The organism is Bacteroides sp. NSJ-39 (assembly GCF_014287315.1).
GTDB classification, from domain to species: Bacteria; Bacteroidota; Bacteroidia; order Bacteroidales; family Bacteroidaceae; genus Bacteroides; species Bacteroides finegoldii.
Genome location: NZ_JACOOB010000001.1, coordinates 309,770 through 334,366, shown reverse-complemented (window position 1 = coordinate 334,366; position 24,597 = coordinate 309,770). Strand labels below are relative to the sequence as shown.

The following is a 24,597-nucleotide window of genomic DNA, read 5'->3' as shown; positions in this document are numbered from 1 at the left end:
AAAAGATGGAAGGATTAATCTATTTACTACATACGGGAGGATATTCCTGTACTATTGCCAACAAAGGAGAAATCCGCACTTTCACTCAACGCGGTGTGGCTGATATCTATGATTTACTGACCCAGGAACCGGAGTTTCTTAAAGGAGCTTCGATTGCTGATAAGGTGGTTGGGAAGGGAGCTGCCGCCCTGATGATTCTGGGAGGTATCAAAGAGTTATATACTGATATTATCAGTACCAAAGCTCTGGAGTTGCTTCAGAAATCAGATATAAAAGTTAGTTTTACAGAGAAAGTACCTTTTATCCGGAACCGTAACCATACAGGAGGATGTCCTGTAGAAACAATGTGCAGCGAAGTGGAATCAGCAGAGGAGATATTACCGCTAATTGGTGATTTCCTCGAAAGAATCAGAAGTAAAAATAGAAGAGTAATTTGAACTTAAAAAACAATAAACATGGAAACAACTACTGTAAAGTTCTATTCACTAAATTACAACGATGTGAAAACCTATTGGGCAGCCTTGTTATTCATCGTTGGTAATATTCTTTTCCCACAATTATTCCATCTCATGCCTCAAGGAGGAATAATCTGGCTACCAATCTATTTCTTCACACTGATTGGAGCTTATAAGTACGGATGGAAAGTCGGCTTATTGACAGCTATTCTTTCACCTATTATCAATTCCTTATTTTTCGATATGCCCGCCCCTGCAGTATTACCCGCAATTTTACTGAAATCCATACTACTTGCCATAACTGCCGGTTGGGCTGCACAACGTTTCGGACGTATTTCTATCCCGGTATTGATTGGTGTAGTACTTATTTATCAGGCCGTAGGTACTTTAGGAGAATGGATATATAATGGTAATTTTTACAGTGCTATTCAAGATTTCCGTATCGGAATTCCCGGGATGTGCCTGCAAGTATTAGGAGGCTATACATTCATCAAGTATCTGATTCGCAAATAAATCAATCGGTCGCCTCTTCCTCTTCGGGTTCATCTTCTACTACAACAACAGAGGAGAGGCTTTTCCCTTCTTTAGCGTACGTGCTAGGACTCATTCGATAATATTTTTTAAATACTTCCCGAAAATACTTTGTTTCCGAGAAACCACTCATATCTGCTATTTCTCCGATATTATGTTCACCTTCTTTTAATAATCGTGCTGCATATTTTAAACGAGTCACCCGAATTAATGCTGTCGGAGATTGTCCGGTCAACGCTTTCAATTTACTATATAAACTAGTACGGCTCACGCCCTGTAATTCACAAAGCTTGTCAACGCAAAAATCAGTATTATCGATATTCTTTTCAATATTTTTCTTGACCTCCGATATGAATTTCCAGTCGAGACTATTCATTCCATTTGCTGATGGTACAGGCTCGGAGTCTATTTCAAGATTAGCATACCGCTGACGCAATAAAGCACGGTTGGACAAAAGGTTGGCAATACTCGCCTTCAATAACTTCACACTGAAGGGTTTGACGATATATTCATCTGCACCGATTGTGAGTCCATCAAGAATATTTTTCTCATCCCCCAAAGCTGTAAGTAATAATACCGGAATGTGTGAAGTTTCAACATCCTTCTTAATAGCAGCACAGAGTTCATCTCCTTGCATTTCAGGCATCATAACATCGGAAAGAATAAGTTCCGGCCAGAATTCTTTTACTATCACTAAAGCCTCCCTGCCATTACAACAGGCTTGCACATAATATTGGGGAGAAAGCAGACTAACCAAGTAAGAACGTAATTCATCATTATCTTCTACAATAAGGATACGTTGCATTTCTTTCTTGGCTGTGACAACTTCTGTATTTGCTACATTTGAAAAAACATTCGGAACTGTTAGTTCCGGTGTTTGTAGCTGAATCTTAGGGGAGGAAGCCGAAGTTGCCTCCTGAGTACTCTTATTGTTTTTGGGAAATATAATTTGAACAGTCGTCCCTTGATGTTCCACACTTTTAATCTGAATCTTACCCTTGTGCAGACGAACCAACTTTCCAACCAACATTAGTCCTATGCCACTGCCCGTGACTTTAGAATTGATGGCATTACTGGCACGGAAATGAAGTTTGAACAACTTCCGTTGTTCAGAGGCAGGAATACCGATACCTGTATCACTAATAACCACCTTCCAAAAATCATTCATATCAGAGACAGAGACACTGACCTTGCCATTTTCTGCTGTATATTTCAATGAATTCGATATAATATTTTTCAGAATAGAATCCATTTTCTCTTTATCAAACCATACATTCAAGTAGTTGAAATTACTCTCATAAGTAAAATCTATATGTTTGATAGTAGCATACGAAGAGAAACTATTACATACATCCTTCAAATATGTGTTCAATTCATATTCTGAGATGCTCAACTCGGAAGAATATACGTCAGCACGTTCAAAGTTGATAAGATTAGTCGCCAATCGCAAAAGGGAGTCTACATTCCTTAATGCAGCCTTTGTACGGGTTATTCCGTTGTCAGTAAGGGGTTCTTCGTCTAGGAGTTCTTCCAAAGGCGCTTTTATCATAGTAAGTGGAGTCCGTATATCGTGAGCTGTATTAATAAAAAATTGGGTTTTCTCATCTGATATGTTCTTTTGTTTCCTGAGATTTATCACACGTAAAATAAAAGAGAATCCCCAAATAACCAATGGTACATAACATAGGATAGCCCACCAACTCAACCAAAAAGGGTGTGCGATAATGACTTTCATTGTACGTTCTTCAAAAATAACATCATGCTCTTCTCTGGATATAGCGCGTACGTGTAAAGTATATTTTCCCGGAGGCAGATTGGTGAAACGTATCAGACTATTTGTTCCCGGCTGTGTCCATTTTTCATAGAACCCTTCCAACTTCCAGGAATAAAATGTATTACCCGGAGAATCATAATTGATAGTGGAGACTTTTAGAGAAAAGGTATTTTGGTCATGTTTCAGTTTCAATACATCTGTTTCGTCTATACATTCTTTTAAAGGAGAGTCTTTGCCGTCCGGATAAACAGGCTGATAAGATACATGAAAATCACTGAATATCATTCTGGAAAATTTATAAGAAGGGAACTTTACATTCTCCGGAACTTCAATAGCCCCGTCCGTACTACCAAATACAAAACTTTTATTCATACGTAATGTACCCGAAGAAGCATTAAAATAGGCAGGTAACAATCCTTCTCCTCTAGTCCAATTATGAAAATGTTTCTCTTTTACAAAAAAACAAGTAATACCATTTTCCGTACTCATCATAATACGACCGTCCACTTCAGGTAAAATTGTAAAAATCCGATTGGAAACTAATGCGGAATTGTCTGTATAATAGTGCTCAAAAGACTGTTTCTGTATATTGTATACAAATACTCCTGCTCCATTCGTGCCAATATATAGCAATCCATCATTTGCCTGGTAAAGTGAATTGATATATACACCTTCCAACTCTGATCCAACATATTGATATTTACCGGAATTTCTATCCAATAAGTATAATCCGGAGGCTGTTCCAATCCACATATGATCTTTGTCATGTTCAACAATTGAAGTGACAGATGACACTCCCGGATATAGGCGTACCTCATTCGTTTCTAAATCAAAGCACTTTAGATTATAATATCCCCCGGACCATATATTTCCTTTCGAGTCTTTTATCATATCACGGATATATTTATCGGGGCGCATATTAACGGAAGTAAGCAGGTATGGAGAGAAATATTCAACGGACAATTTATGCTTGTTTATTTTATAAATTCCCGAAGTATAGCCTCCTGCCCAGATTATGCCGGGAGAAACTTCACACAAAGTAATAAAGATATGATTTTTATCTTTTAATTGACGGTCAAAAGAACTTAGGAATGAATGCCATTGTCCTGTGGAGGAGTGGTATAAACTAATTCCATTGCTGGTTCCAAACCATAAGTCTCCATCGCTATCCTCAATTACCGCATGCACCTGATCATTGATTAATGATTGTTTATTACCCATTGAATGTTTCATCCAATGATAATTCTCATACCGATAATCTATAACAGTGATTCCGGTAGGGTAGTTGGAAAGCCAGATTCTCTTTTCTTCATCGACAAAAACATTATTAATATTATTACCATTCATTTCATTATAGCTTTGATAGTTGGCTACAATGTATTGCTCCATCTGGCAGGTATTTATATTAATCTTATAGACTCCCATACCTTCAGTTGATATCAATAACTGTGATTCATCCAATGGTGCCATGCAGGTAATACTTACATCACTTAAATCAACTTCGGGCTTTATTATTTCCCGGTTATTCATATCATATACAAATAGGCCTCTCTCAAACGAACCGATAAGCAGTCGTTTTGATACTTGATGGTAATATAATTCGTTTACCTGCACATGGAAATAATCCAATGTTTCGGCAGGAATAATTTTCAAAGTACCATTTTCCAATTTAAGATATCGAACACCAGTCTCCGTTGATATAAAAAAATGATGGTCGTCCACTTGTTCGATTGCAGTGATGTTGCTGTGTAGAATATTGGTAAATTGAAGTATCTGAGCATTTTCTGTGTTATACAATAATATGGAGTGTTTACGGCATAACCAAATATTATTATTCCGGTCCATATAGCCGTAACTAATGGTTTCCAGACTATTCGGCAACTTATATACCAGCTTGAAATCATCATATTTCCTTTCATATTGGAAGACACGTCCTTGTTTGCCAATCACCCATGTTCCTATATGGGGATTGGTATATATCCATCCTAAATGAATAGGAGATTCCAGAGAATTATCATCTTTATTCAGTCTATAATGTTTGATATCCTTGCCATTGTAGCGATCCATGCCTTCATTGGTAAGAAACCACATATATCCTTCAGCGTCTTTTTGTATACTGAATATCCTTCGATTGCTCAAACCTTCTTCTATCCCTATATATTTGTATGTTTGTGCAGTGACCCAAATAGGAAAAAAGAGGAGAATATAGATGATGTATTTCATATAGGCATTTGTTTTTAACGACTTCTAATAAGCATTGGGAAATAAAAGTTAACAAACTTATACAAAAGCAATGAGAAAAACAAAGAAATATAGAATATTCTATTAAAAACTTTCATTTAGAAAGTTTTTTGTTACTAAAGTTGTTTTTTTGACTTGCTAAGTTGCTTTTATAGCCCCATATGCTAATAATAAAATAAACAATCGTCTGAATCCACAAAGTTATATATTCCGGTTTTATGTCTGCCATATCGGCACCCATAGAGTTTAGCTTTACAAAGGCAAGTGTACCCGGTGCAGCCGGAAGAATATAGTGTACTATTTTCCAATACCACGGCATTAATTCCATAGGATAAGAAACTCCGGAAAGAAATATTAATCCAACCGAAAAAAAAGCAATCATGAGTAATGGAGCTTCCGAATCTGTAAAATATCGCGAAGCAGCCAATCCTAAAAAAGAAGTGGCCATCAGATAAGGTATTAACAATAATATAATGTAAAATCCATTTCCAATATTAGGAATACTAAAGAAATAGGGAAGGAGTCCTAATAAGAAAAAAGAAAAGACTGCATATAAGGCACAATATACAAAAGTTTTTCCCGTCACCAAACGAATGGCAACTCCCCAGCCATACCCAAAAGGTGTATAAGCACGAATTCCTCTGTTGGTATGTTCGTCACCGGTCAACATACCTATCACCATTAGCAAAGTCTGGAAAATAATGATCATCATGACTGCCGGAATCAGATAAGAGCCATATCCTTCCGTATAATTATAGAGTGCAGTTCCCACTACATTTATCGGTTTTGCCATAGCTACTGCCAATAATCCTTGAGGGGGTAAAAAAACAGCACCATCCGACCGATATTTATCATTGATAGCTAACATGACACGTGAAGAAGCGCCTTGTAATGCTTCAAAATAGAGGAAGGCATCGGTCGTTGCATATAAAGAAAATACAGCTTCATCTCCGCGAAATACCCGCTCCTCAAAATCATGCGGCAAGTAAAGTATTCCTTGCACTTTTCCTTCTTTCATCCACTCTTTGGCTTCATGATAGTCAATTGCCTGATCATAAATTTCCGCTTGAGGGGTCGCATCCAGCCATCGAATAAAATTACGACTCAATTCGCTGTGGGAATTATCAACAACGGCAACAGGAACATCCGTTACAATATTAGGAGCGTACATATAATTATAAAGCAATCCATACATGAAAATTCCTCCCATCAACACCAGTAAAACAGCATAACTAGTACTTATGGCAAGAAACTCCCGACGGATAACAAATGATAGCTGTTGTAATTTACTTAATGTTTTCATATTTATGACTTTCTATAGCTCGTTTTAAATGGGGTAGTAATGACAAAGCCAGCAAGGGGAAGATGCAGAGTATCACCATTGACGGCCAAAGATAGATGAATCCACCACCTCCGTAAAGCATGGTTTGTATCATCTCTGTAAAATGACGGACAGGGAACAGATAAGAGGCATCTCTTACTAACGGATACATATTAGAAACCGGAAAAGTTACTCCAGATAAAGTAGCCCCCAATGAACCTACCATAGAAACAACACTTATTACCAGAGAGACTGCCGGGAACAGGGAAAATATGAATAATCCGAGAGCCTGTGTAGCAATAACAAAGAGTACGGTTATCATGTTTATCAGCCACCAGCTTCCTTGAAAAGGAATATGCAGGATACCGAACATGACATAATTACCCAGCCATCCTATCAGAATATATATAAAGGTATAGGGGAGTAGTTTACCCAAAACGGCAGTTATCATATTGCCTTTAGCAGTAGCCAGCCAATCTGTAGCTGTGCGGAATTTGATTTCAATTCCGACTGTATATACGGTAGTCAGGAGAAGCAATACCTGAAATAATACGAAAAAAAACGGCTGGCTCAGATAAACGGAATAATCCAGGCTCGGATTATATATCGGGTGGTTGTTGGCTTGTACCGGTAACAGGAATGTAGTAATTTGCTGTTGGTCTGCCCCGAGAGATACCGCTTCCATTATAATGGGAGATAAGGATACGGGAGCCAATGACGTTTCAAAGGCAGCCATGAGCTCACCACCTACCGACAACAAGGCATAATGATAATAATAGGAAAGAGTTGCATTCTTTCCGGTGATAGCATTCTGTTCAAATCTCGGAGGTATGGAAAGATACCCGTAGATTTCTTTTTTCTGTACGGCCTCGCGGGCTGCAGCCTCATTTACATAATGTTTTACTACCTTAAAAGTGGGCACTGCAGAGATATTCCGTGTAATAGCCCGTGAAGTAGCAGTATTGTCTTGGTCGATAATGCCTATCGGGATATTCTCCATCTGCCCGTTACCGAAAATGGTAGCCATAAAAAAGAGAGTAAACAACGGCAGGACAATACAGACACCGAAATAAAGGCGTCGTGACGTCATTCGCCGCCACTCTCTGAGCAGTACGGAGCGAAAAGGTGAATATGTTTGTGATAAATCCATTCTATGATTAATTTTATTTGCCGATTAATTTAGCGTTAGCAACACAGACATACCGGGACGCAGATCATCTACCTTTTGCGTCGGACGAGCATGAATCTCAAATGTGCGCAAATCATAACTTCCGGTTTGCTTGGTTGATTTCCACGTGGCGAAGCTACCTAGCGGACTAATATAGTATATCTTAAATTCAACATCTTTTTTACCAATAGCAGGTATATCTGCGATGAAAGTTTCCCCCATTTTAAACTGCGGCATCAGATCTTCACGCACATTGAGAACAACATGTACATCATCCATTACTACCAAATTCATAATAGGAGTACCCGGTGCAACCAACTCTCCACGTTTTGGGAAGATGCTTGCTATTTGCCCGTCCTCCGGTGCTGTCAGCCGTGCATCGAGCAATAAAGCAGAAACTTCATCCACTGTACTTTTGGCAGCGTCTACCATACTGGCGGCAGACGCTTTATCTTCTTTTTGTGCACCATCTACAGCCATCTGGTATTGTTCATACGCTGCACGTTCGGCTGCAACAGCTGCTTTATACATCGCTTCCACTTCATCTTTTCTCTGAGAAGTTACAACACTATCTTTATATAAAGTAAGAATACGATTATACGTTGTTTGAGCAAGACCGAGATCACTCTTTGTCTTGTTCCAGAGCTGTAATGCAGTAGCTACAATCTGGCGACGGGTTCCAGCATCTATTTTTTTATTCTGTTGTACGGCAACCTGTTCCAAAGCATTTACTTGTTGATACTTGGCATATATTTCAGGACTATTGATTACAACAAGAGTATCCCCTTGATGTACCCAATCACCTTCCTGGACAAAGAATGTGTCTATACGCCCGGGAAGTTTTCCACTAATACGAATTTCAGTCGCTTCCGCTTGCCCTTGAAGAACTAACGGTTGTTTATGCATCAATATAATTCCCAGCGCTGTAAAAACACCGACAGCGAACATAATAATGACGAAGGCCCATGAAAGGATTCTACTAGCTAATTTCATTGTTTGTTATGGTTTAGGTTGATAGTTTGCAAATTGTTCAGGTGTGCCACAGAGTGAAAGTAGATTCATCAGTGCCACATCATATTCATAATATGCTGCCAAACGAGCCACCTTTACATTGGCAAGCATGGTTTCAGCATCAATAACCTCGGTAGAAGTTGCCATTCCTTCAGTGAAAGATTTCTTCCGGATACGAACCAATTCTTCACTTAAAGCAATTGTCGCATTCAATGCCTTCACATTATCCTGCGCTTTTTGCAACTGCGTATATAACTTATCTATACCAACAGCCAAATCGTCACGAGCCTTCATTTGCCCTAAAGCAAGCGTCTGTTCCGTTAACTTCGATTGGCGTATTTTCTTCTCACGATCCAAACCATCGAACAGATTCCACGTAAACCCGATACCTATCATCGTACTCGGTAACAAATTACTCTGAATACCATGCGAATATAAGGTTTGTTTTCCGAAAAGGGCTATATTCGGCATATAGCCACTTTGTGCAATCCGTACTTCTTGCTTGGCAATATGCTGCTGTAACCGTAACTGGTTAAGCGTATAGTTCCCGCTGTTTACAGAGAAGTCAAAAAGCATCTTAGGAGGTATTGAATCATTCATAAAAAGGGGAGAAGTAGGTGCTATATCAGTATCTGTATCTTTTTTATTCAGCAAAACTTTTAAAGCACTTTGCACTACTGTTTCTTCTTTTCGTGCAGCTTCCAATGCACGCTTAGCTTCATCCATATTTACTTGGGCAAAAAGTCTTCCGGCTTTATCAAGCATACCTGCAGCTTCTAACTTCAAGGCATTCTCATAGTGTTTTTTCAATCCATTATATGTTTCTTCACGAACAATCACGACCTGTTGTGCCAACCGAAGGCCATAATAGCTCTCTGCCAATAAATTCTGTTGATTGGCGGATACTTGTGCCCGGTTCTCCTGTGCCAGATCAACCATCGTTCTTCCGATATTAGTTGCTCGGAAACGTTTTCCACCTGAGAAAAGGACCCATTCTGCAGACAAATCGACAGTAGTCAAGTTGCGTGGAGTCAAAGGAAATACAAGTGTGTTCGCACCTATTTTATCTAATATTGATGAAATGATCTGATCATCCGGAATAATAGAATGTACAAAGTCTTTCGCCGGATCGGTAAACTGTGACAAAGGCTGCTTCACTTCAATCTTTTCCGACATATGCACAAATGCACCTGTGGACTGAAGACTGGGATACCAAAAAGCATTTAGTTTATCACGTTCCGCTTTGGCTATCTCAATACTTTTATCTGCAATTTTCAAGCTCCGATTGCCCTGATTGAGCAGATACAATGATTCTTCAAAACTTAATGGTGTCTGTGCATCTATCTGACTGATGGAAAAAGGCAAAGTCAATAGTACAAAAAGTAACTTATTTTTTTTCATACTGGTTAGGTTATATCTTATATTGAGACATTCTAACAGATAAAAAGAGAAGTTTGTTCATTTCTACTTTTTCTCCCATTAAAAAGTAGAAGATTTTGTTTGAGATATAAAAATTATGTTTACCTTTGCATCACCGTTTCATAGGGCTTCTTAGCCCGGAAACATTAGCAAGTATGCGGTAATAGCTCAGTTGGTAGAGCACTAGCTTCCCAAGCTGGGGGTCGCGAGTTCGAGCCTCGTTTACCGCTCATTTGAAAATCAGGCAGTTCATAGATAACTGCCTGATTTTTTATATGAATAAATTAATGTATGAAGAATAGGGCATTTCATGCATTTTTCGTATTTTTGCACCCTGTTTTAACACTCTGGAAAACTTAAATAGAAAAATATAATGGCAAAAGAACTGAAAGATCTAACCAAACGTAGTGAGAATTACTCACAGTGGTATAACGATTTGGTGGTAAAAGCTGATTTGGCAGAACAGTCTGCTGTACGCGGATGTATGGTGATTAAGCCTTACGGATACGCTATCTGGGAAAAAATGCAACGTCAATTGGACGATATGTTCAAGGAAACAGGACACGTAAATGCCTACTTCCCGCTATTAATCCCGAAATCATTCTTAAGTCGTGAAGCAGAACACGTGGAGGGCTTCGCAAAAGAGTGTGCCGTAGTAACTCATCACCGTTTGAAAAATTCTCCGGATGGAAAAGGAGTTATCGTGGATCCTGAAGCAAAATTGGAAGAAGAACTCATTATTCGTCCGACTTCTGAAACCATTATATGGAATACTTATAAAAATTGGATTAATTCCTATCGTGATCTGCCTATCTTATGTAATCAATGGGCTAACGTAATGCGTTGGGAAATGCGTACCCGTCTTTTCCTGCGTACTGCCGAATTCCTGTGGCAAGAGGGACATACCGCTCATGCTACCCGTGAAGAAGCAGAGGAAGAAGCAATCAGAATGTTGAATGTATATGGTGAATTTGCAGAAAAATATATGGCCGTTCCTGTTGTAAAGGGAGTAAAATCAGCCAACGAACGTTTTGCCGGTGCACTTGATACTTATACAATTGAAGCCATGATGCAGGATGGAAAAGCGTTGCAGAGTGGTACCTCCCACTTCCTGGGACAAAACTTTGCAAAAGCATTCGATGTTCAATTTGTTAATAAAGAAAACAAGTTGGAGTATGTTTGGGCTACTTCATGGGGCGTTTCTACCCGTTTGATGGGTGCATTGATTATGACTCACTCGGATGATAACGGATTGGTATTACCTCCGCATTTGGCTCCTATTCAGGTAGTGATCGTTCCTATCTATAAGAATGACGAACAACTGAAACAAATCGATGCTAAAGTAGAAGGCATTGTAGCGAAACTGAAAGCATTAGGTATCTCTGTTAAATATGACAATGCAGATAATAAACGTCCGGGCTTTAAATTCGCCGACTATGAATTGAAAGGTGTACCTGTTCGTTTGGTTATGGGTGGTCGCGACCTTGAAAACAACACCATGGAAGTGATGCGCCGTGATACACTGGAAAAAGAAACAGTTACTTGTGAAGGCATTGAAACGTATGTTCAGAACTTGCTTGAAGAAATGCAGGCTAATATCTACAAGAAAGCATTGGACTACCGTAACTCCAAGATTACAACAGTAGATACTTACGACGAATTTAAAGAAAAAATCGAAGAAGGCGGATTTATTCTGGCTCATTGGGACGGAACCACTGAAACGGAAGAAAAGATTAAGGAAGAAACCAAAGCAACCATTCGTTGTATTCCGTTCGATTCATTTGTTCCGGGAGACAAGGAACCGGGTAAATGTATGGTAACAGGCAAACCATCTGCTTGCCGCGTGATATTTGCACGTTCTTATTAAATAGAAATCACACATAATTATAAAAAGGATGGAAACGATTCAATCGCTTTCATCCTTTTCTTTTTTCCTTCCATATTATATTATTTGTGACCTGTCCTAATAGTTCATAGGACATTCAATAGTTATTTCAAACTCTTTTTTCAATCCATTTCAGTTTTATTTCAGAAATATCCCTTTTCTTTGTAGCTGTAAAAAAGAAAGGAGACAAAGTTATGAAGATATTGATTGTAGAAGACGAACCCTCTTTAAGAGAACTGATTCAATGTTCACTTGAAAAAGAACGTTACGTTGTGGAAACAGCCAGTGACTTTAATTCTGCTCTACGCAAAGTTGAAGACTACGACTATGATTGTATCTTATTGGACATCATGCTACCGGACGGAAGCGGACTTGATCTTCTTGAACGGCTGAAAGCTCTCCATAAACGGGAGAACGTAATTATTATTTCCGCAAAGGACTCCTTGGAAGACAAAGTTTTGGGACTGGAACTGGGAGCGGATGATTATTTACCGAAGCCATTTCATTTGGTTGAACTAAATGCACGGATTAAAAGCGTGATTCGCCGTCATCAGCATGACGGAGAAATTGATATCCGCCAAGGTAATGTACGAATAGAACCGGATAAATATCGTGTATTTGTCAACGATCAGGAAGTGGAGCTAAATAGAAAAGAGTATGACATCCTGTTATATTTTATCAATCGTCCCGGAAGATTAATCAATAAAAACACTTTGGCCGAATCAGTATGGGGAGATCATATTGACCAGGTTGATAATTTTGACTTCATATATGCACAGATTAAGAATCTTCGCAAAAAGCTCAAAGATTCGGGTGCAAACATTGAAATCAAAGCGGTCTATGGGTTTGGGTATAAAATGGTAGTAGAATAAAAAAAGAAAGAGAATATTGTCCATGAAATTAATATATTACATCATTCTTCGTATTACGCTTGCTTTGACCTTCATACTGACGGTCTGGGCTATATTTTTTTATGTTACGATGATTGATGAAGTCAACGATGAAGTGGATGACGCTCTGGAAGATTATTCGGAAACCATCATTATCCGGGCATTGGCAGGAGAGGAGCTACCTTCTAAAACCAACGGCTCCAACAATCAATATTATATGATGGAAGTAAGCAAAGAATATGCGGAAAGCCGGGAGGATATTCAATATAAAGACTCTATGGTATATATTGAAGAAAAAGAAGAAACCGAACCGGCACGTATTCTTACTACTATCTTTAAAGACGATGAAGGACGATACCACGAACTGACAGTATCGACTCCCAGCATTGAAAAAGATGACTTGAGAGATGCCATCCAAGTATGGATTATATTTTTGTATGTAGCTCTGTTATTCTGCATTATTATCATTTCCGTATGGGTGTTCTATCGGAATATGCGACCGCTCTATGTGCTTCTTCATTGGCTGGACGGTTATCAAACAGGAAAAAAGAATAAGCCGTTGAGTAACGAAACCCAAATCACGGAATTCCGAAAATTAAATGAGGCTGCTATTCGTTATGTAGAACGTACGGAGCAGATGTTCGAACAACAAAAACAATTTATCGGAAATGCTTCACATGAGATACAAACTCCACTTGCTATCTGCCGTAACCGATTGGAAATGTTGATGGAAGATGATTCGTTATCAGAAAAACAACTGGAAGAACTGATGAAAACCCACCAGACTTTAGAATACATCACTAAATTAAACAAATCTCTACTATTGCTTACTAAAATTGACAATGGCCAGTTTACGGATACCAAGCAATTGGAACTAAATGGACTTCTCAAACAATATCTGCAAGATTACGAAGAAGTTTACGACTATCGTAACATAGAAGTAACTATCGATGAACAGGACATTTTCAATGTGACAATGAACGAATCTCTGGCTGTTGCTTTACTCACGAATCTCCTAAAAAATGCATTTGTACATAACATTGACGGGGGACATATCCGGATCACTGTCACCAAAAACAGTATCACTTTCCGAAATTCAGGAGTAGAAAATCCGTTGGATAAGGAACATATCTTCGAACGTTTCTATCAAGGAACTAAAAAGGAAGGATCTACAGGTCTGGGACTAGCAATAGCCGATTCTATCTGTCGTTTGCAACACTTGAGTATAAGATATTACTTCGAACAGAAAGAACACTGCTTCGAGATTTCCAGACAATAATTTTTTATTCAGAAAACACAAAGGACACGGAGTAAAAAGTGAATAACCGATCAGTAATCATCATCTGATCTATCAGCTGTATTCATTTAACTTATTTCTCTGTGTCCTTTGCGTCTTTTATGGTGAGTCAGTTATCGGGATCGTATTTCTCTCCTCATAAACATGATATAAGAGATAGCGAAACAGATAACTGTTGCTGCAATCAGTCCTGTCAGTTGCGGCCATACGACTAAAAGACTTTGTCCCAACGGAAGCGGACTGGGAATAGCTCCCTGCACCTGTTCCATAGTCAATGGTCCCAAACTTCTAACAGAAGGCATCAATAATGTAGTGGTAGCTTCATTAAACAATTCACTCGGTGCCAAACGCATCAATCCCAAAATAAACTTTTGATAACTGATAATCTGATAAGGCGACGCCATCTGTGACGGACTCAAACCTTTTGCCACCAAATTAACAATCATGGTATAGAATACGCTAAAGAACAACCAAACAGCCACCGATGCCAACGCAGAAGTCGCTGCCTGACGAAAACGAAGTGAAAACAAAATAGCTAAATTCAGCCAAAATGCTACATAAAAGATACTGGTAATGATGAAGAAAACAATTCGCCAAAACTCTTCTGCTGTAGGAGGAATGCCAATGGCAATCAATCCACAGCCCATTACCAAAAAGCCCAATACAAACAGCATGATACCTATTACAATTAGAGCAGCCACAAACTTCGCGTTGATAATGCAATCACGATGAATAGGCTGGGACAGCATACGGCTCAATGTTCCTTTATTTTGTTCGGAATTGACTGCGTCAAATCCTAAGGCGATTCCTAATAAAGGTCCTAAGAAGTTAATAAACAATACAAAAGAGGGGAGAGTCCCATCTGAAACCGTAAACAACTTCAAAAATAAAAACGAGCCGTCCGGATCATTAGGCTTGATAGCTTCACCAATATTTGTGAGTGCTGTATATAGCGATCCCATGCAGGTAAGCGCTATAATACCTATTAATATAATGAACCGCCAACTTTTGACATGGTCGGAAATTTCCTTGTTGACGATCACCCAAAAAGGATGATTGACTTTATTCATGTCTTTCTCCTCCTTCCTCAAAATAATGGTTATAAATATCAGACAATTCCTGTTTCTTGTCTTTCAGTTCTGCCATATCGATCAACGCAAGTAATTGGCCATTACTAAACAAACCAACCCGGTCGCATACTTTCTGTACCTGATCCAAGTGATGGGAAGAGAAAAGTACAGTCAACCCCTCTTCCTTACTCAACCAGCGAATCAGTTCGATAAACTCCTGAACACCGGCCGGGTCAATTCCTGAAGTCGGTTCATCGAGGATAATAATCTCCGGATTTTTAATAAGCACATCAGCCAATCCCAACCGCTGTCTCATACCACGAGAATATTTTCCGGTCTTTTTGGTTAACTGTTCTTCAAGGCCTACCCGCTTCATCAGTTCCATAGCTTTGGTTTTCGCCTCCTTATCAGGAATACCATTTAATCGCGCTGTATAGATCAAGTTCTCCGGTCCTGTCATATCATCATAAAATCCTACATCTTCAGGCAAATAACCTATCCTCCTTTTTACTTCAATAGGATGAGTGGTAGAATTTATTCCACAGATTTCAACTGTTCCCGAAGTAGGCTCCGTCAACCCTAGCATCATTAAGATAGTAGTTGATTTTCCGGCACCATTCGGTCCCAGCAACCCGAAGATTTCCCCTTTCCGGATATTCAGGCGAATATGATCTACAGCAGTGAAATTACCATATTGTTTGGTCAAATCGGTAAGTACGATCACTTGTTCGCCCATCATTTACCTCCTTCCATATTTACGGAACAGATAGTAAACCACACCGATAGTAGCAATGATGATAAGCACACCTACCCATCCCCATATCATCGGAGTTTTTACCGCAATTCTGAACTGCGCGTCGGCATTTACTTCAGGAGTTTTGGCCATGATAGTAGTCACATAGTCCCCGGGCAGCGCTTTTTTAGAAGCTTTCAAAGTAGCCATTACCGTTGATGTCTCTCCAGCTTTTAATGCGTCAACCTTTGAAGGTTCAAAAGTAACTTCCCAGTCTGCAGGTTTATTGGCAGACAACTGAATGTCTTTCAGTAATGAAGAACCAGTGTTTCTTACTTCCAGCTCTATTTTCTTCACATCACCAGCTGTGACATCTGTGCTCAATAACCCGCGAGGAGTAGTCAGTTCCATTTGATAAGAACCGGTGACAACTACTTCCAGTTCCAATTCGGCAGAAGTTGTACCTGTAGCAGCACGTACCGGAATTTTATAGCTACCGGCTTCTACATTGGCAGGAGGGGTAATATCTATACTTACATTTTGTGTACTGTTTGCCTCTACTTGTGCAGAAGTGGCTTGTTTGTAGTTCGGTTTAAAAACGACATTCCACCCTCTGGGGGCATTAGCCATCAAAGCATATAGTTGCTGATCGGCGGTCTGATTCTTTAAAGTAGCACTGAAAGTGAAGGTTGATTTCGAATTTCCCTGCATATTGGGCTGGTCAGTAGTAAATTCGGTTTGGTACGTTCCTTTTTGAGCAACCACCACATCCAAGGGAAGTTTGGCGTTTCCAGCATATACCACAAAATGATAATTGCCTTTATTCACTTTTAATGGAACTTCGACTTTTAAATTAAAAGTCTTTTTCTCTTTGGGAAGTACCGACAACTGGCTAAGACTCCAGCCACCGGATTTCATTTCGTGTTTCCAACTGGAGGATAATCCGCTAACAGAAAGATTCGCATTCGTCAATTGGTCCGTGTTGTTAATAAGATCAATACTGTAATCAATTGACGCTCCGGGCGATACGGAGATTTTTGTGTAAGGTGTGTACAGAATCACGCTTTTCGGTATTGAATCATTGGCGTGCGTGTAACTCATGGGAATAACTCCCAATAGAATAGCGAATAATAAAAAATAATTTGTTCTCATAGTCATAAAAAAGTTCTTATGGTTATTTAATATGAATATCGTCAAATTCGTGTGTGCAAAAATAAACGATGTGTATATTAGTAGTTTTAAAAGAATCCTAAAGAATCTAATATCAAGAAGAAATTATATGACGCTATCGCTATAGGACAATGACGGTATCCTTATATAAATAGTGACGCTATGTTAACAGGATAGCGTCACTATATTTTTATGAGATTTTTTTCTTGATAATTCTCAAAATTCCCAAATCTTTTCAGATTCTCCTTTCATCTTTGCAATGTGAAATTAATAATAGTAGTAAAAACCAATATTTAAAAAACAACGATTATGAAAAAGTTAGTATTCTTATTAGTATGTCTTTTTACATTGCAAACAGTAGCTCGTGCAGATGACGACAAACCTATTCAGGTAACTCAAATGCCACAACAGGCACAGCAGTTTATCAAACAGCATTTTGCCGACAGCAAAGTAGCATTAGCCAAAATGGAAAGTGATTTCTTCTATAAAAGTTATGAAGTGATTTTCACTAATGGCGATAAAGTAGAATTTGATAACAAAGGAAACTGGGAAGAAGTGAATTGCAAATATAGCGCGGTACCTACAGCTATTATTCCTGCAACAATTCAAAAATATGTAACGACCAATTATCCCGATGCTAAAATCCTGAAAATAGAGAGGGATAAAAAAGATTATGAAGTAAAACTGTCCAACCGTACGGAATTGAAATTCGACTTGAAATTTAATTTGATTGATATTGATTAATTAAACCTTTTAAAACAGACTGATAATGAAACTAAAAAAATTTGCTTTTTTACTGGCACTAAGTGCTATATGGAGTTTACAAAGTTGTGACAATAATGATGACGAATCACTGAACGTACCTGTAGAGTTACAGAATGCCTTATCATCCAAATACCCGAATGTAACGAATGTAAAATGGGAAAGTAAGGCCGGATATTATGTCGCTGATTTCTATGACCAGTATGAAATATCTGCCTGGTTTACACAGGACGGAATATGGAAAATGACTGAAACGGATATTCCTCTCTCTGCATTGCCCCAAGAAATACAGGCCTCTTTTGAAAACAGCGAATATTATCTTACTTGGAAAGTAGATGATGTAGATAAATTAGAACGGGATGGTTTTGAAATTATTTATGTAATCGAAGTGGAAAAACAAAATCAAGAGGTGGATTTGCACTATTCTGCCAATGGAACATTGATAAAGAGTATTGTTGACACAGATAATGATGAAGATGAATATCTCCCTGTTCAACTGACAGAGGCCATAAAGAATTTCATTTATAAAAACTATTCAAATGCTCTTATCATGGAAGTAGATATAGAAAACGACCGAAATGATAAGTATTACGGATATACGGAAGTGGACATCATTCATAACAGAATCCATAAAGAAATATTATTCGATTCGAACGGAAACTGGTATTCGACTTCATGGGAAGTGCATAAAAATGAACTTCCGGAGACTATTAGGAATGTTATCGAAAAGCAATATAAAGAATATAATTTGGATGACGCAGAGTATATCGAAAAAGCTAATGACACAAAATATTATCGCATTGATTTAGAATTAGGAGAGACTGATCTTACAGTAAATATAGATAGTGATGGAAATGTCATTCCATAAATGAAAAGGTTATCCGGTAAATAAAATAAGCGATGATAAAGCCTATATAATAGGACTCTGTCATCGCTTAATTTCTATCTATATGTATTTAAAGTGATAGATTATAGATGTTTGTATGTCATTTTGTTATAATACTATCCGTCGGTTGCTGCCCGTCCTTTTCCGATTTCTCCCTTTCCCGTTTATTACGTATTTTCCATTTATTCCAGAAAAACAGGTCGCTCCACTTATTAAAATCCTTCTTATACATAATTCCCACCCCTTGTGTGGTTAGATTTGTTTTTGTATAATAACGGTCATTCGTTTCATTGTATGCCTTCAAACGAATATCCCCTGAACGATTAATCAGCCATTCTGCTTCAAAATCACCGACAAAATTCGTATTCGCCATCGGGTTATCCCGATAACCGAAATTTCCATTAATCAATAACCGGTTATTCAGCAACTGTCCGGAAAGAATACCCTCCACTTCCATATCTGTCCAACCTTTGTCTCCTGTACTCAAATTTGTTCCGATATTCCAGTTATTCGTCTCAAAAACCTGCGACAGCGCATTGTTCAACTGACCGGACAGAGTGGAGGATAGCACCGATGACATGACATTCGAGTTCTGATTATTATTACGAGCGTCTTCCGTATAGAACTTACCAATTCCCAACAAATAAAGAATCTGCATATTCATCTGCTCTTCAGTGCTGATATAATTGCGTACCAATGTCTGTACCTCATCTCTTTCATTCGGAAGTTCGATACCCAATTTGATAGTAGGACGCACCAACATACCACTTAAATTCATTATACAATTAACCCGCACATTGGGCTGCTGTATAATGGACGAAGCATCCGGCATCAAATCATTTAATGAAGCCGAATTTACGGTATAAGAAGCCTGTATATCCATATTTGCATCCAAAGGCGCACCATTGAAAGTAATTGTACTTCCATCTTTAATCAAAAAGTCCTTGCGGATCACTTCTTGCAAACTGAATTTATACACTCCCTGATTGATCCGGTAGTTACCGAACATCTTGACATCTCCTTTATTATAAAATTCCGTCCGGATATTTCCCGTTCCTTTTCCACTGATATAATCTCCGGCAACCGGGTCCATAATAATCCGCATAGTGGCATCGGGAGTTGCATCCACCAAAATATTCAACCGGATATCCGTTTTTTGTTCTTCTGTCTCTGCTTGACGTTTTTGTTGTATCTGATCATAATAAGAGATAATTTGAACAGAATCCTGAATAGTCCGACGTGGCGTTTTATCTACAAATTTAATAAACTGGTTACTGGTAGCCGACGCTACACTACCATTAATATAGGTAAAGATCGTATTCCTATTCGTTGTCATGGCCGCATTCACTTCCAGCCCTTGTGCAGCATTGCCGGACAACATTACATTTCCGGTTCCATATACAGTTCCATAGAAAGGCATATCCGCCGATTCTTTCGTATTCATCACAAGCATATTATCAGCCTGTATCTCGAAACGATAATTCAGATTCTTGAAATATTTATAATGCAGATATCCGTTTAATTTTCCCGTATGTCCCTCCATATCGGAAATATGTATATTATTGAATGTCAATCCACCAGGAGCCAGATGAATGGTATCTTTGATGGCAAAGTGAGTATTCAGAATATCGAAGTTCATAGATGCATCTGTCATTACTGCACCATCCAGATTCAATCCCTTGAACTTGCCATAAAAATGCACCTTACCTGTTCCGCGTCCTTTTATATCATTAGCGATGCTTCTCATATAGTGTTCGAGGAACTTCAAATTCAATTCATTCGCTTCAATATTCAAATCAAGTCCGCTCTCCGGTTTCAACGGATAAATAATACCCGTGACGCGCGAAGGAGAAGGAGCAATATCCTGGATAAACGCATCCAACCGGATTCCTCTATTCTCATTGTCCCATTCACCATATATATCCAAATCTCCCAATCGTCCCTGATTGAGAGAGAAATTCTTTATAAACAAACGAGTATTCATGACAGGTTTCTTCAACACACCGCACGCGTATGCCGTTCCCGTAGCATCTCCCTCAAAATTTACATCATCCGATATACTGGCAATATCAAACACATATCCCATATTGATATCCTTCAAGTCAACCTTGACCGAGTCTTCGGGATTGTCAGACAGACGTCCGTTGATACGTACATAACGGTCTTGATGGCTGAAATAGAAATTGTTCACATCCACTTTTCCCGAATCCACTACCACTTGCGAAGGATGTATTTTCCAAAGCGTATCATTCAATATTACATCAGTAGGCTTCACGTCTACCGTTGCCTTTAAGAGCGGTTTTTCTCCTTCCGTACGGAGAAACTTAGCTACAGCCGCCAACTGTCCGCTATACGTTACAGCCGCATTATTACCCCAATTCAAGGTTGTACTGACATTATCATCTTTGGCTTGCGCATCCAAAGAAAGATTAACCGCTCCTTTCTTTTTCAGATTGGTCATACGAACTAACGCACGAATATGATCCGCTGGATTCTCACAAAGAACCATACCCGATTCTATAAAGTTATTCTTATATTGCAAACGGGGAAAATACCCCTCTACACGCAGACGCTGCAAAGGATCGTTGAAATATCCTTTCAAAGTAGAATGGGTATATATTGTCAATGGAATATCAAAGATGGTAGATAGAATATCCGTATTATAGATATGTATATCAAACTGAAAATTATTATGCGTTTCAAATTCTTTTTTAGGCGGCAATATCAGAGACGGAATATATTTCCGCATAATATTAAGAATGCTGGCGGGCAAGGTGTGGTATTGGAATTTCCCTTCTACATCAGCCGTCAGAAACTCAGAAGTCAGCTTCAATTGGTTTTCGTCATTTTTCTTTGTAGCCCGAATATTCATGTTCTTCATGAAATACTCTTTATCCGGAGCCGTAAATTCCAAACTATCGACATTGATTTCTCCAATCATCTCTTCTATGGAACCACCTGTGAAGTTGGCCCTTAATTTCAACGAAAACTCCGCATCCGCATATTTAGTAGTAAGATTAAGATCATGCGGACGCACCTTGTGTACTACCGCCAGAAAATTGAAGGTAGGAACTTTGGAAGTGACATTGACATCCCCGTTCAGATAGACGGAACCATTCGGATCGTCCAATGCTACCTTACCGTTAAATCCACCCCGCTTATATTCTCCGTCCAGCGTGATATTTTCATACCTGTATCTACTATAATCTATTGAAGCAATCAGGCCTTTCAGTTCTACAGTTGGGCGCTGATTTGTGATATGCCGTCCATGCACATCCAGATTGAAAGTTATTTCTCCCAACTGTTCATTAGCTAATAGTTCCCCCAGCTTGAAGTCCGTTGTTTTCACCGCACCGGAGTAAGCGAACAGCCCTTTGCTCTTATCCGCACTTAACTTTAAGTCGGTTTTCACATCTCCCAGACTTGTACGCAACTGACCGTACGTTACCAAGTCTGTGAAATATCCGGAAATTTCTCCGCGAAAACTAATATTTCCCAAACGTTCGAGAATGGGAGGAACTCCATTATAATCCGGATTCAAGTTACGTACTAAAAAGCCTACCCCACGGGTATTGGCCGAAAGTTCGGAAAGAGTACCATACACATACGCATCCTGCGGATGTGATAAATCCTGTAACGAGACATCCCCTCTAAGACGGAATTGCTGTTCCTCCGACACAATCTCCAAATGCGAACAGTTCAACTGGTCTACAGTTCCTTTTACTTCCATGTCCAACGTTATCGGTTCCTTGAAATGAGAAAGAACCGGCACAAAAGGAGAGATGTCCTTTAATGTAATCTGCGACGGTAACGTGCGGAAAGAGAAATGCACTTCCTCCGCAAAATGCTCGAATGCTTGTAAACTGTCATACACCAAGTGGATAGTATCCATTTTTAAAGAAGTCTCGGGCAGTTCAATAGCAAAATTATCAATGCTTGTCTGTTTATTGTTGGCTACCAGCTTCAAGCTCATTTTCTTCAAAGAAAATCCGGACATCTTCTCATCAAGGCTCAATCGCTTGATTCCCAAATTGACCGAATCTTTGCTCAATGCTTTCAAAGATATATTGGCTATAATATTCTGAAGTTGGATATGCTTGGCATTAAATTTTCCCGGAGTCTCTTCTTCCGAAAGTACATGATAAGACATTCTTCCACGACGAATCAATATTGAATTGATACGCAAATCAAGCGAACTCTCTTTCTTTACAGTGTCTTTGGAAGCAAAAGCATCCAGAACAAATTTAAAGTTAGGAGGAGTATCCGGTGTTTCCTTGCGAAGATTAATATTGAAACCGAAAAGCTGTACACTACTGATAGAAATCTTTCCCTTAAAAAAAGGCACAATGTCGAACTTGGCAGACAAACGGGTGACTTTCAACATTTCCTGTCCACTTTGGTCATCAAGCAATACATCATCAATGATAATACGGTTCAATAATCCCATATTGATTCTGCCGATTACCACTTTCGTCTTCAACACTTCGGAAAGTTCATCGGCGACAAACGCACTCATCGCTTGCTGAACATTTGGTATGTTCAGCAAAACAATAGTTCCGATATATACTCCCAGTACAATACCAACTACCCAGCGTACAGTCTTTTTCAGCGTTCTGATAAGCGATTACTTTTATTTTGCGAACAAAAATATAAAATAGTTCGTTATGAATCGTAGTTTTATGATTACTTTTGCACCGTTTAATAGTTTAAATAACTTATGAGTGCAATAATATTAGGAATTGAGTCCTCCTGTGATGATACGTCGGCAGCCGTTATCAAGGATGGTTATCTGCTGTCAAATGTGGTAGCAAGTCAAGCCGTACACGAAGCATACGGCGGCGTAGTACCCGAATTGGCTTCACGGGCACACCAGCAAAATATCGTACCGGTAGTACATGAAGCGTTGAAACGTGCCGGAGTCACTAAGGAAGAGTTGAGTGCAGTAGCTTTTACACGTGGTCCCGGATTAATGGGGTCCTTACTTGTCGGAGTCTCTTTCGCTAAAGGATTCGCTCGTTCTCTCGGGATTCCTATGATTGATGTTAATCATCTGACAGGTCATGTTTTAGCTCATTTTATTAAAGCTGAAGGAGAAGAAAATAAACAGCCGCAATTTCCATTCCTTTGCCTCTTAGTGTCCGGAGGAAATTCGCAGATTATATTGGTAAAGGCCTATAATGACATGGAGATTCTCGGCCAGACAATTGACGACGCTGCAGGTGAAGCAATCGATAAATGTTCAAAAGTTATGGGATTAGGATATCCGGGCGGCCCCATTATCGATAAGCTGGCACGCCAGGGAAATCCGAAAGCATATACATTCAGCAAACCTCATATTCCGGGATTGGATTATAGTTTCAGTGGACTGAAAACTTCATTTTTATATTCATTGCGCGACTGGATGAAGGAAGATCCTGATTTTATCGAACATCATAAAGTGGATCTGGCAGCTTCATTGGAAGCAACGGTAGTAGATATCCTTATGGATAAACTGCGAAAAGCTGCGAAAGAGTATAAGATAAAAGAGGTGGCTGTAGCGGGAGGAGTTTCTGCAAATAACGGATTGCGTAATGCTTTCCGGGAACATGCGGAAAAGTATGGCTGGAATATCTTTATACCTAAATTCAGCTATACCACTGACAACGCGGCTATGATTGCCATTACCGGATATTTCAAATATCTGGATAAAGATTTCTGCTCTATTGAGCTTCCGGCTTATTCTCGTGTCACCCTATAAAGTTATTTTTCTATTGTCACTTGTCACTTTTCTGTCTAATCATTTGTATGATAGCTGCTTAACAGGTGATAATAGGAGTGACAATAGGTGATAACAGTGACAATTGATGATAAAATAGGTGACAATAACCGTGTTTTTGCATCGGAATAACGGCATATAAGCATTGGGATACGGTAACTTTTGCCGTTTGTCTTGATAGAATTAGGAGAATATGACGGCAGCATTAACACGAAACATAAAGTCCACG

17 protein-coding genes and 1 tRNA gene are annotated in these 24,597 nt (G+C 39.0%); 9 read left to right on the top strand and 9 right to left on the bottom strand.

Annotated features, from left to right (window positions below; translation table 11 throughout):
• Window positions 1–5 precede the first annotated feature (5 nt).
• A complete protein-coding gene (locus H8S63_RS01645) occupies window positions 6–437 on the top strand; it encodes a DUF1893 domain-containing protein (protein ID WP_186925527.1) in 432 nt (143 codons plus the stop codon).
• Window positions 438–455: 18 nt separating this feature from the next.
• Window positions 456–968 carry a hypothetical protein gene (locus H8S63_RS01640; protein ID WP_007752832.1) on the top strand — a complete coding sequence of 171 codons (513 nt, stop codon included), beginning with the start codon at window positions 456–458 and terminating at the stop codon, window positions 966–968.
• Between the two features lies 1 nt (window position 969).
• On the opposite strand, the gene H8S63_RS01635 is transcribed toward H8S63_RS01640, so the two are convergent.
• The 5 genes from H8S63_RS01635 to H8S63_RS01615 all read right to left on the bottom strand — a co-directional run bounded on the left by H8S63_RS01635 (window position 970) and on the right by H8S63_RS01615 (window position 9,902).
• Window positions 970–4,983, bottom strand: a complete 4,014-nt coding sequence (locus H8S63_RS01635) for a two-component regulator propeller domain-containing protein (protein WP_186925526.1) — start codon at window positions 4,981–4,983, stop codon at window positions 970–972.
• 112 nt (window positions 4,984–5,095) lie between these two features.
• Window positions 5,096–6,304, bottom strand: a complete 1,209-nt coding sequence (locus tag H8S63_RS01630) for an ABC transporter permease (protein ID WP_186925525.1) — start codon at window positions 6,302–6,304, stop codon at window positions 5,096–5,098.
• Window positions 6,288–7,472, bottom strand: coding sequence for an ABC transporter permease (locus H8S63_RS01625; protein WP_186925524.1), 1,185 nt, complete (start codon window positions 7,470–7,472; stop codon window positions 6,288–6,290). Before H8S63_RS01625 ends, H8S63_RS01630 begins: the two co-directional genes overlap by 17 nt.
• Before the next feature lie 24 nt (window positions 7,473–7,496).
• Entirely contained in the window at window positions 7,497–8,483 is a 987-nt protein-coding gene (locus tag H8S63_RS01620) for an HlyD family secretion protein (protein ID WP_186925523.1), read from the bottom strand.
• A gap of 6 nt (window positions 8,484–8,489) precedes the next feature.
• Window positions 8,490–9,902 carry a TolC family protein gene (locus tag H8S63_RS01615; RefSeq protein ID WP_186925522.1) on the bottom strand — a complete coding sequence of 471 codons (1,413 nt, stop codon included), beginning with the start codon at window positions 9,900–9,902 and terminating at the stop codon, window positions 8,490–8,492.
• Window positions 9,903–10,077: 175 nt separating this feature from the next.
• On the opposite strand from H8S63_RS01615, the gene H8S63_RS01610 reads away from it, so the two are divergent.
• The 4 genes from H8S63_RS01610 to H8S63_RS01595 all read left to right on the top strand — a co-directional run bounded on the left by H8S63_RS01610 (window position 10,078) and on the right by H8S63_RS01595 (window position 13,974).
• Window positions 10,078–10,150: transfer RNA gene (locus tag H8S63_RS01610), tRNA-Gly, on the top strand.
• A 143-nt stretch (window positions 10,151–10,293) separates the two neighbouring features.
• Window positions 10,294–11,787 carry a proline--tRNA ligase gene (proS, locus tag H8S63_RS01605; protein WP_186925521.1) on the top strand — a complete coding sequence of 498 codons (1,494 nt, stop codon included), beginning with the start codon at window positions 10,294–10,296 and terminating at the stop codon, window positions 11,785–11,787.
• Between the two features lie 212 nt (window positions 11,788–11,999).
• On the top strand, window positions 12,000–12,677 hold the full coding sequence (locus H8S63_RS01600) for a response regulator transcription factor (RefSeq protein WP_007752797.1): 678 nt from the start codon (window positions 12,000–12,002) through the stop codon (window positions 12,675–12,677).
• Between the two features lie 22 nt (window positions 12,678–12,699).
• Window positions 12,700–13,974, top strand: coding sequence for a HAMP domain-containing sensor histidine kinase (locus tag H8S63_RS01595; protein ID WP_007752795.1), 1,275 nt, complete (start codon window positions 12,700–12,702; stop codon window positions 13,972–13,974).
• A 131-nt stretch (window positions 13,975–14,105) separates the two neighbouring features.
• Here the strand turns inward: H8S63_RS01595 and H8S63_RS01590 are convergent, their stop codons facing one another.
• The 3 genes from H8S63_RS01590 to H8S63_RS01580 are packed head-to-tail and all read right to left on the bottom strand — an operon-like array spanning window position 14,106 to window position 16,953.
• Entirely contained in the window at window positions 14,106–15,062 is a 957-nt protein-coding gene (locus H8S63_RS01590; RefSeq protein ID WP_007752792.1) for an ABC transporter permease, read from the bottom strand.
• Entirely contained in the window at window positions 15,055–15,798 is a 744-nt protein-coding gene (locus tag H8S63_RS01585; RefSeq protein WP_004314352.1) for an ABC transporter ATP-binding protein, read from the bottom strand. The genes H8S63_RS01590 and H8S63_RS01585 overlap by 8 nt, the downstream gene beginning before the upstream one ends.
• A gap of 3 nt (window positions 15,799–15,801) precedes the next feature.
• Entirely contained in the window at window positions 15,802–16,953 is a 1,152-nt protein-coding gene (locus tag H8S63_RS01580; RefSeq protein WP_022274994.1) for an NEW3 domain-containing protein, read from the bottom strand.
• A 321-nt stretch (window positions 16,954–17,274) separates the two neighbouring features.
• Between H8S63_RS01580 and H8S63_RS01575 the strand changes: the two genes are divergently transcribed.
• The gene (locus tag H8S63_RS01575) at window positions 17,275–17,709 is read left to right on the top strand and encodes a PepSY-like domain-containing protein (RefSeq protein WP_007760372.1); all 435 of its coding nucleotides are present in this window, start codon (window positions 17,275–17,277) and stop codon (window positions 17,707–17,709) included.
• A gap of 25 nt (window positions 17,710–17,734) precedes the next feature.
• Window positions 17,735–18,595 carry a PepSY-like domain-containing protein gene (locus H8S63_RS01570; protein ID WP_186925520.1) on the top strand — a complete coding sequence of 287 codons (861 nt, stop codon included), beginning with the start codon at window positions 17,735–17,737 and terminating at the stop codon, window positions 18,593–18,595.
• 118 nt (window positions 18,596–18,713) lie between these two features.
• On the opposite strand, the gene H8S63_RS01565 is transcribed toward H8S63_RS01570, so the two are convergent.
• Entirely contained in the window at window positions 18,714–23,129 is a 4,416-nt protein-coding gene (locus H8S63_RS01565; protein WP_186925519.1) for a translocation/assembly module TamB domain-containing protein, read from the bottom strand.
• Window positions 23,130–23,330: 201 nt separating this feature from the next.
• Here H8S63_RS01565 and tsaD point away from each other — a divergent pair, with 201 nt between their 5' ends.
• Entirely contained in the window at window positions 23,331–24,350 is a 1,020-nt protein-coding gene (tsaD, locus tag H8S63_RS01560) for a tRNA (adenosine(37)-N6)-threonylcarbamoyltransferase complex transferase subunit TsaD (protein WP_007758239.1), read from the top strand.
• Window positions 24,351–24,597: the final 247 nt, after the last annotated feature.

What these genes read in the sequence shown, in the direction of transcription:
- H8S63_RS01645 (WP_186925527.1), top strand. Translation starts at nt 6, where the DNA reads ATGGAAGGATTAATCTATTTACTACATACGGGAGGATATTCCTGTACT.
- H8S63_RS01620 (WP_186925523.1), bottom strand. Translation starts at nt 8,483, where the DNA reads ATGAAATTAGCTAGTAGAATCCTTTCATGGGCCTTCGTCATTATTATG.
- H8S63_RS01640 (WP_007752832.1), top strand. Translation starts at nt 456, where the DNA reads ATGGAAACAACTACTGTAAAGTTCTATTCACTAAATTACAACGATGTG.
- H8S63_RS01565 (WP_186925519.1), bottom strand. Translation starts at nt 23,129, where the DNA reads ATGAGTGCGTTTGTCGCCGATGAACTTTCCGAAGTGTTGAAGACGAAA.
- H8S63_RS01630 (WP_186925525.1), bottom strand. Translation starts at nt 6,304, where the DNA reads ATGAAAACATTAAGTAAATTACAACAGCTATCATTTGTTATCCGTCGG.
- H8S63_RS01615 (WP_186925522.1), bottom strand. Translation starts at nt 9,902, where the DNA reads ATGAAAAAAAATAAGTTACTTTTTGTACTATTGACTTTGCCTTTTTCC.
- H8S63_RS01600 (WP_007752797.1), top strand. Translation starts at nt 12,000, where the DNA reads ATGAAGATATTGATTGTAGAAGACGAACCCTCTTTAAGAGAACTGATT.
- H8S63_RS01625 (WP_186925524.1), bottom strand. Translation starts at nt 7,472, where the DNA reads ATGGATTTATCACAAACATATTCACCTTTTCGCTCCGTACTGCTCAGA.
- H8S63_RS01580 (WP_022274994.1), bottom strand. Translation starts at nt 16,953, where the DNA reads ATGACTATGAGAACAAATTATTTTTTATTATTCGCTATTCTATTGGGA.
- H8S63_RS01590 (WP_007752792.1), bottom strand. Translation starts at nt 15,062, where the DNA reads ATGAATAAAGTCAATCATCCTTTTTGGGTGATCGTCAACAAGGAAATT.
- proS (WP_186925521.1), top strand. Translation starts at nt 10,294, where the DNA reads ATGGCAAAAGAACTGAAAGATCTAACCAAACGTAGTGAGAATTACTCA.
- H8S63_RS01635 (WP_186925526.1), bottom strand. Translation starts at nt 4,983, where the DNA reads ATGAAATACATCATCTATATTCTCCTCTTTTTTCCTATTTGGGTCACT.
- H8S63_RS01575 (WP_007760372.1), top strand. Translation starts at nt 17,275, where the DNA reads ATGAAAAAGTTAGTATTCTTATTAGTATGTCTTTTTACATTGCAAACA.
- H8S63_RS01595 (WP_007752795.1), top strand. Translation starts at nt 12,700, where the DNA reads ATGAAATTAATATATTACATCATTCTTCGTATTACGCTTGCTTTGACC.
- H8S63_RS01585 (WP_004314352.1), bottom strand. Translation starts at nt 15,798, where the DNA reads ATGGGCGAACAAGTGATCGTACTTACCGATTTGACCAAACAATATGGT.
- H8S63_RS01570 (WP_186925520.1), top strand. Translation starts at nt 17,735, where the DNA reads ATGAAACTAAAAAAATTTGCTTTTTTACTGGCACTAAGTGCTATATGG.
- tsaD (WP_007758239.1), top strand. Translation starts at nt 23,331, where the DNA reads ATGAGTGCAATAATATTAGGAATTGAGTCCTCCTGTGATGATACGTCG.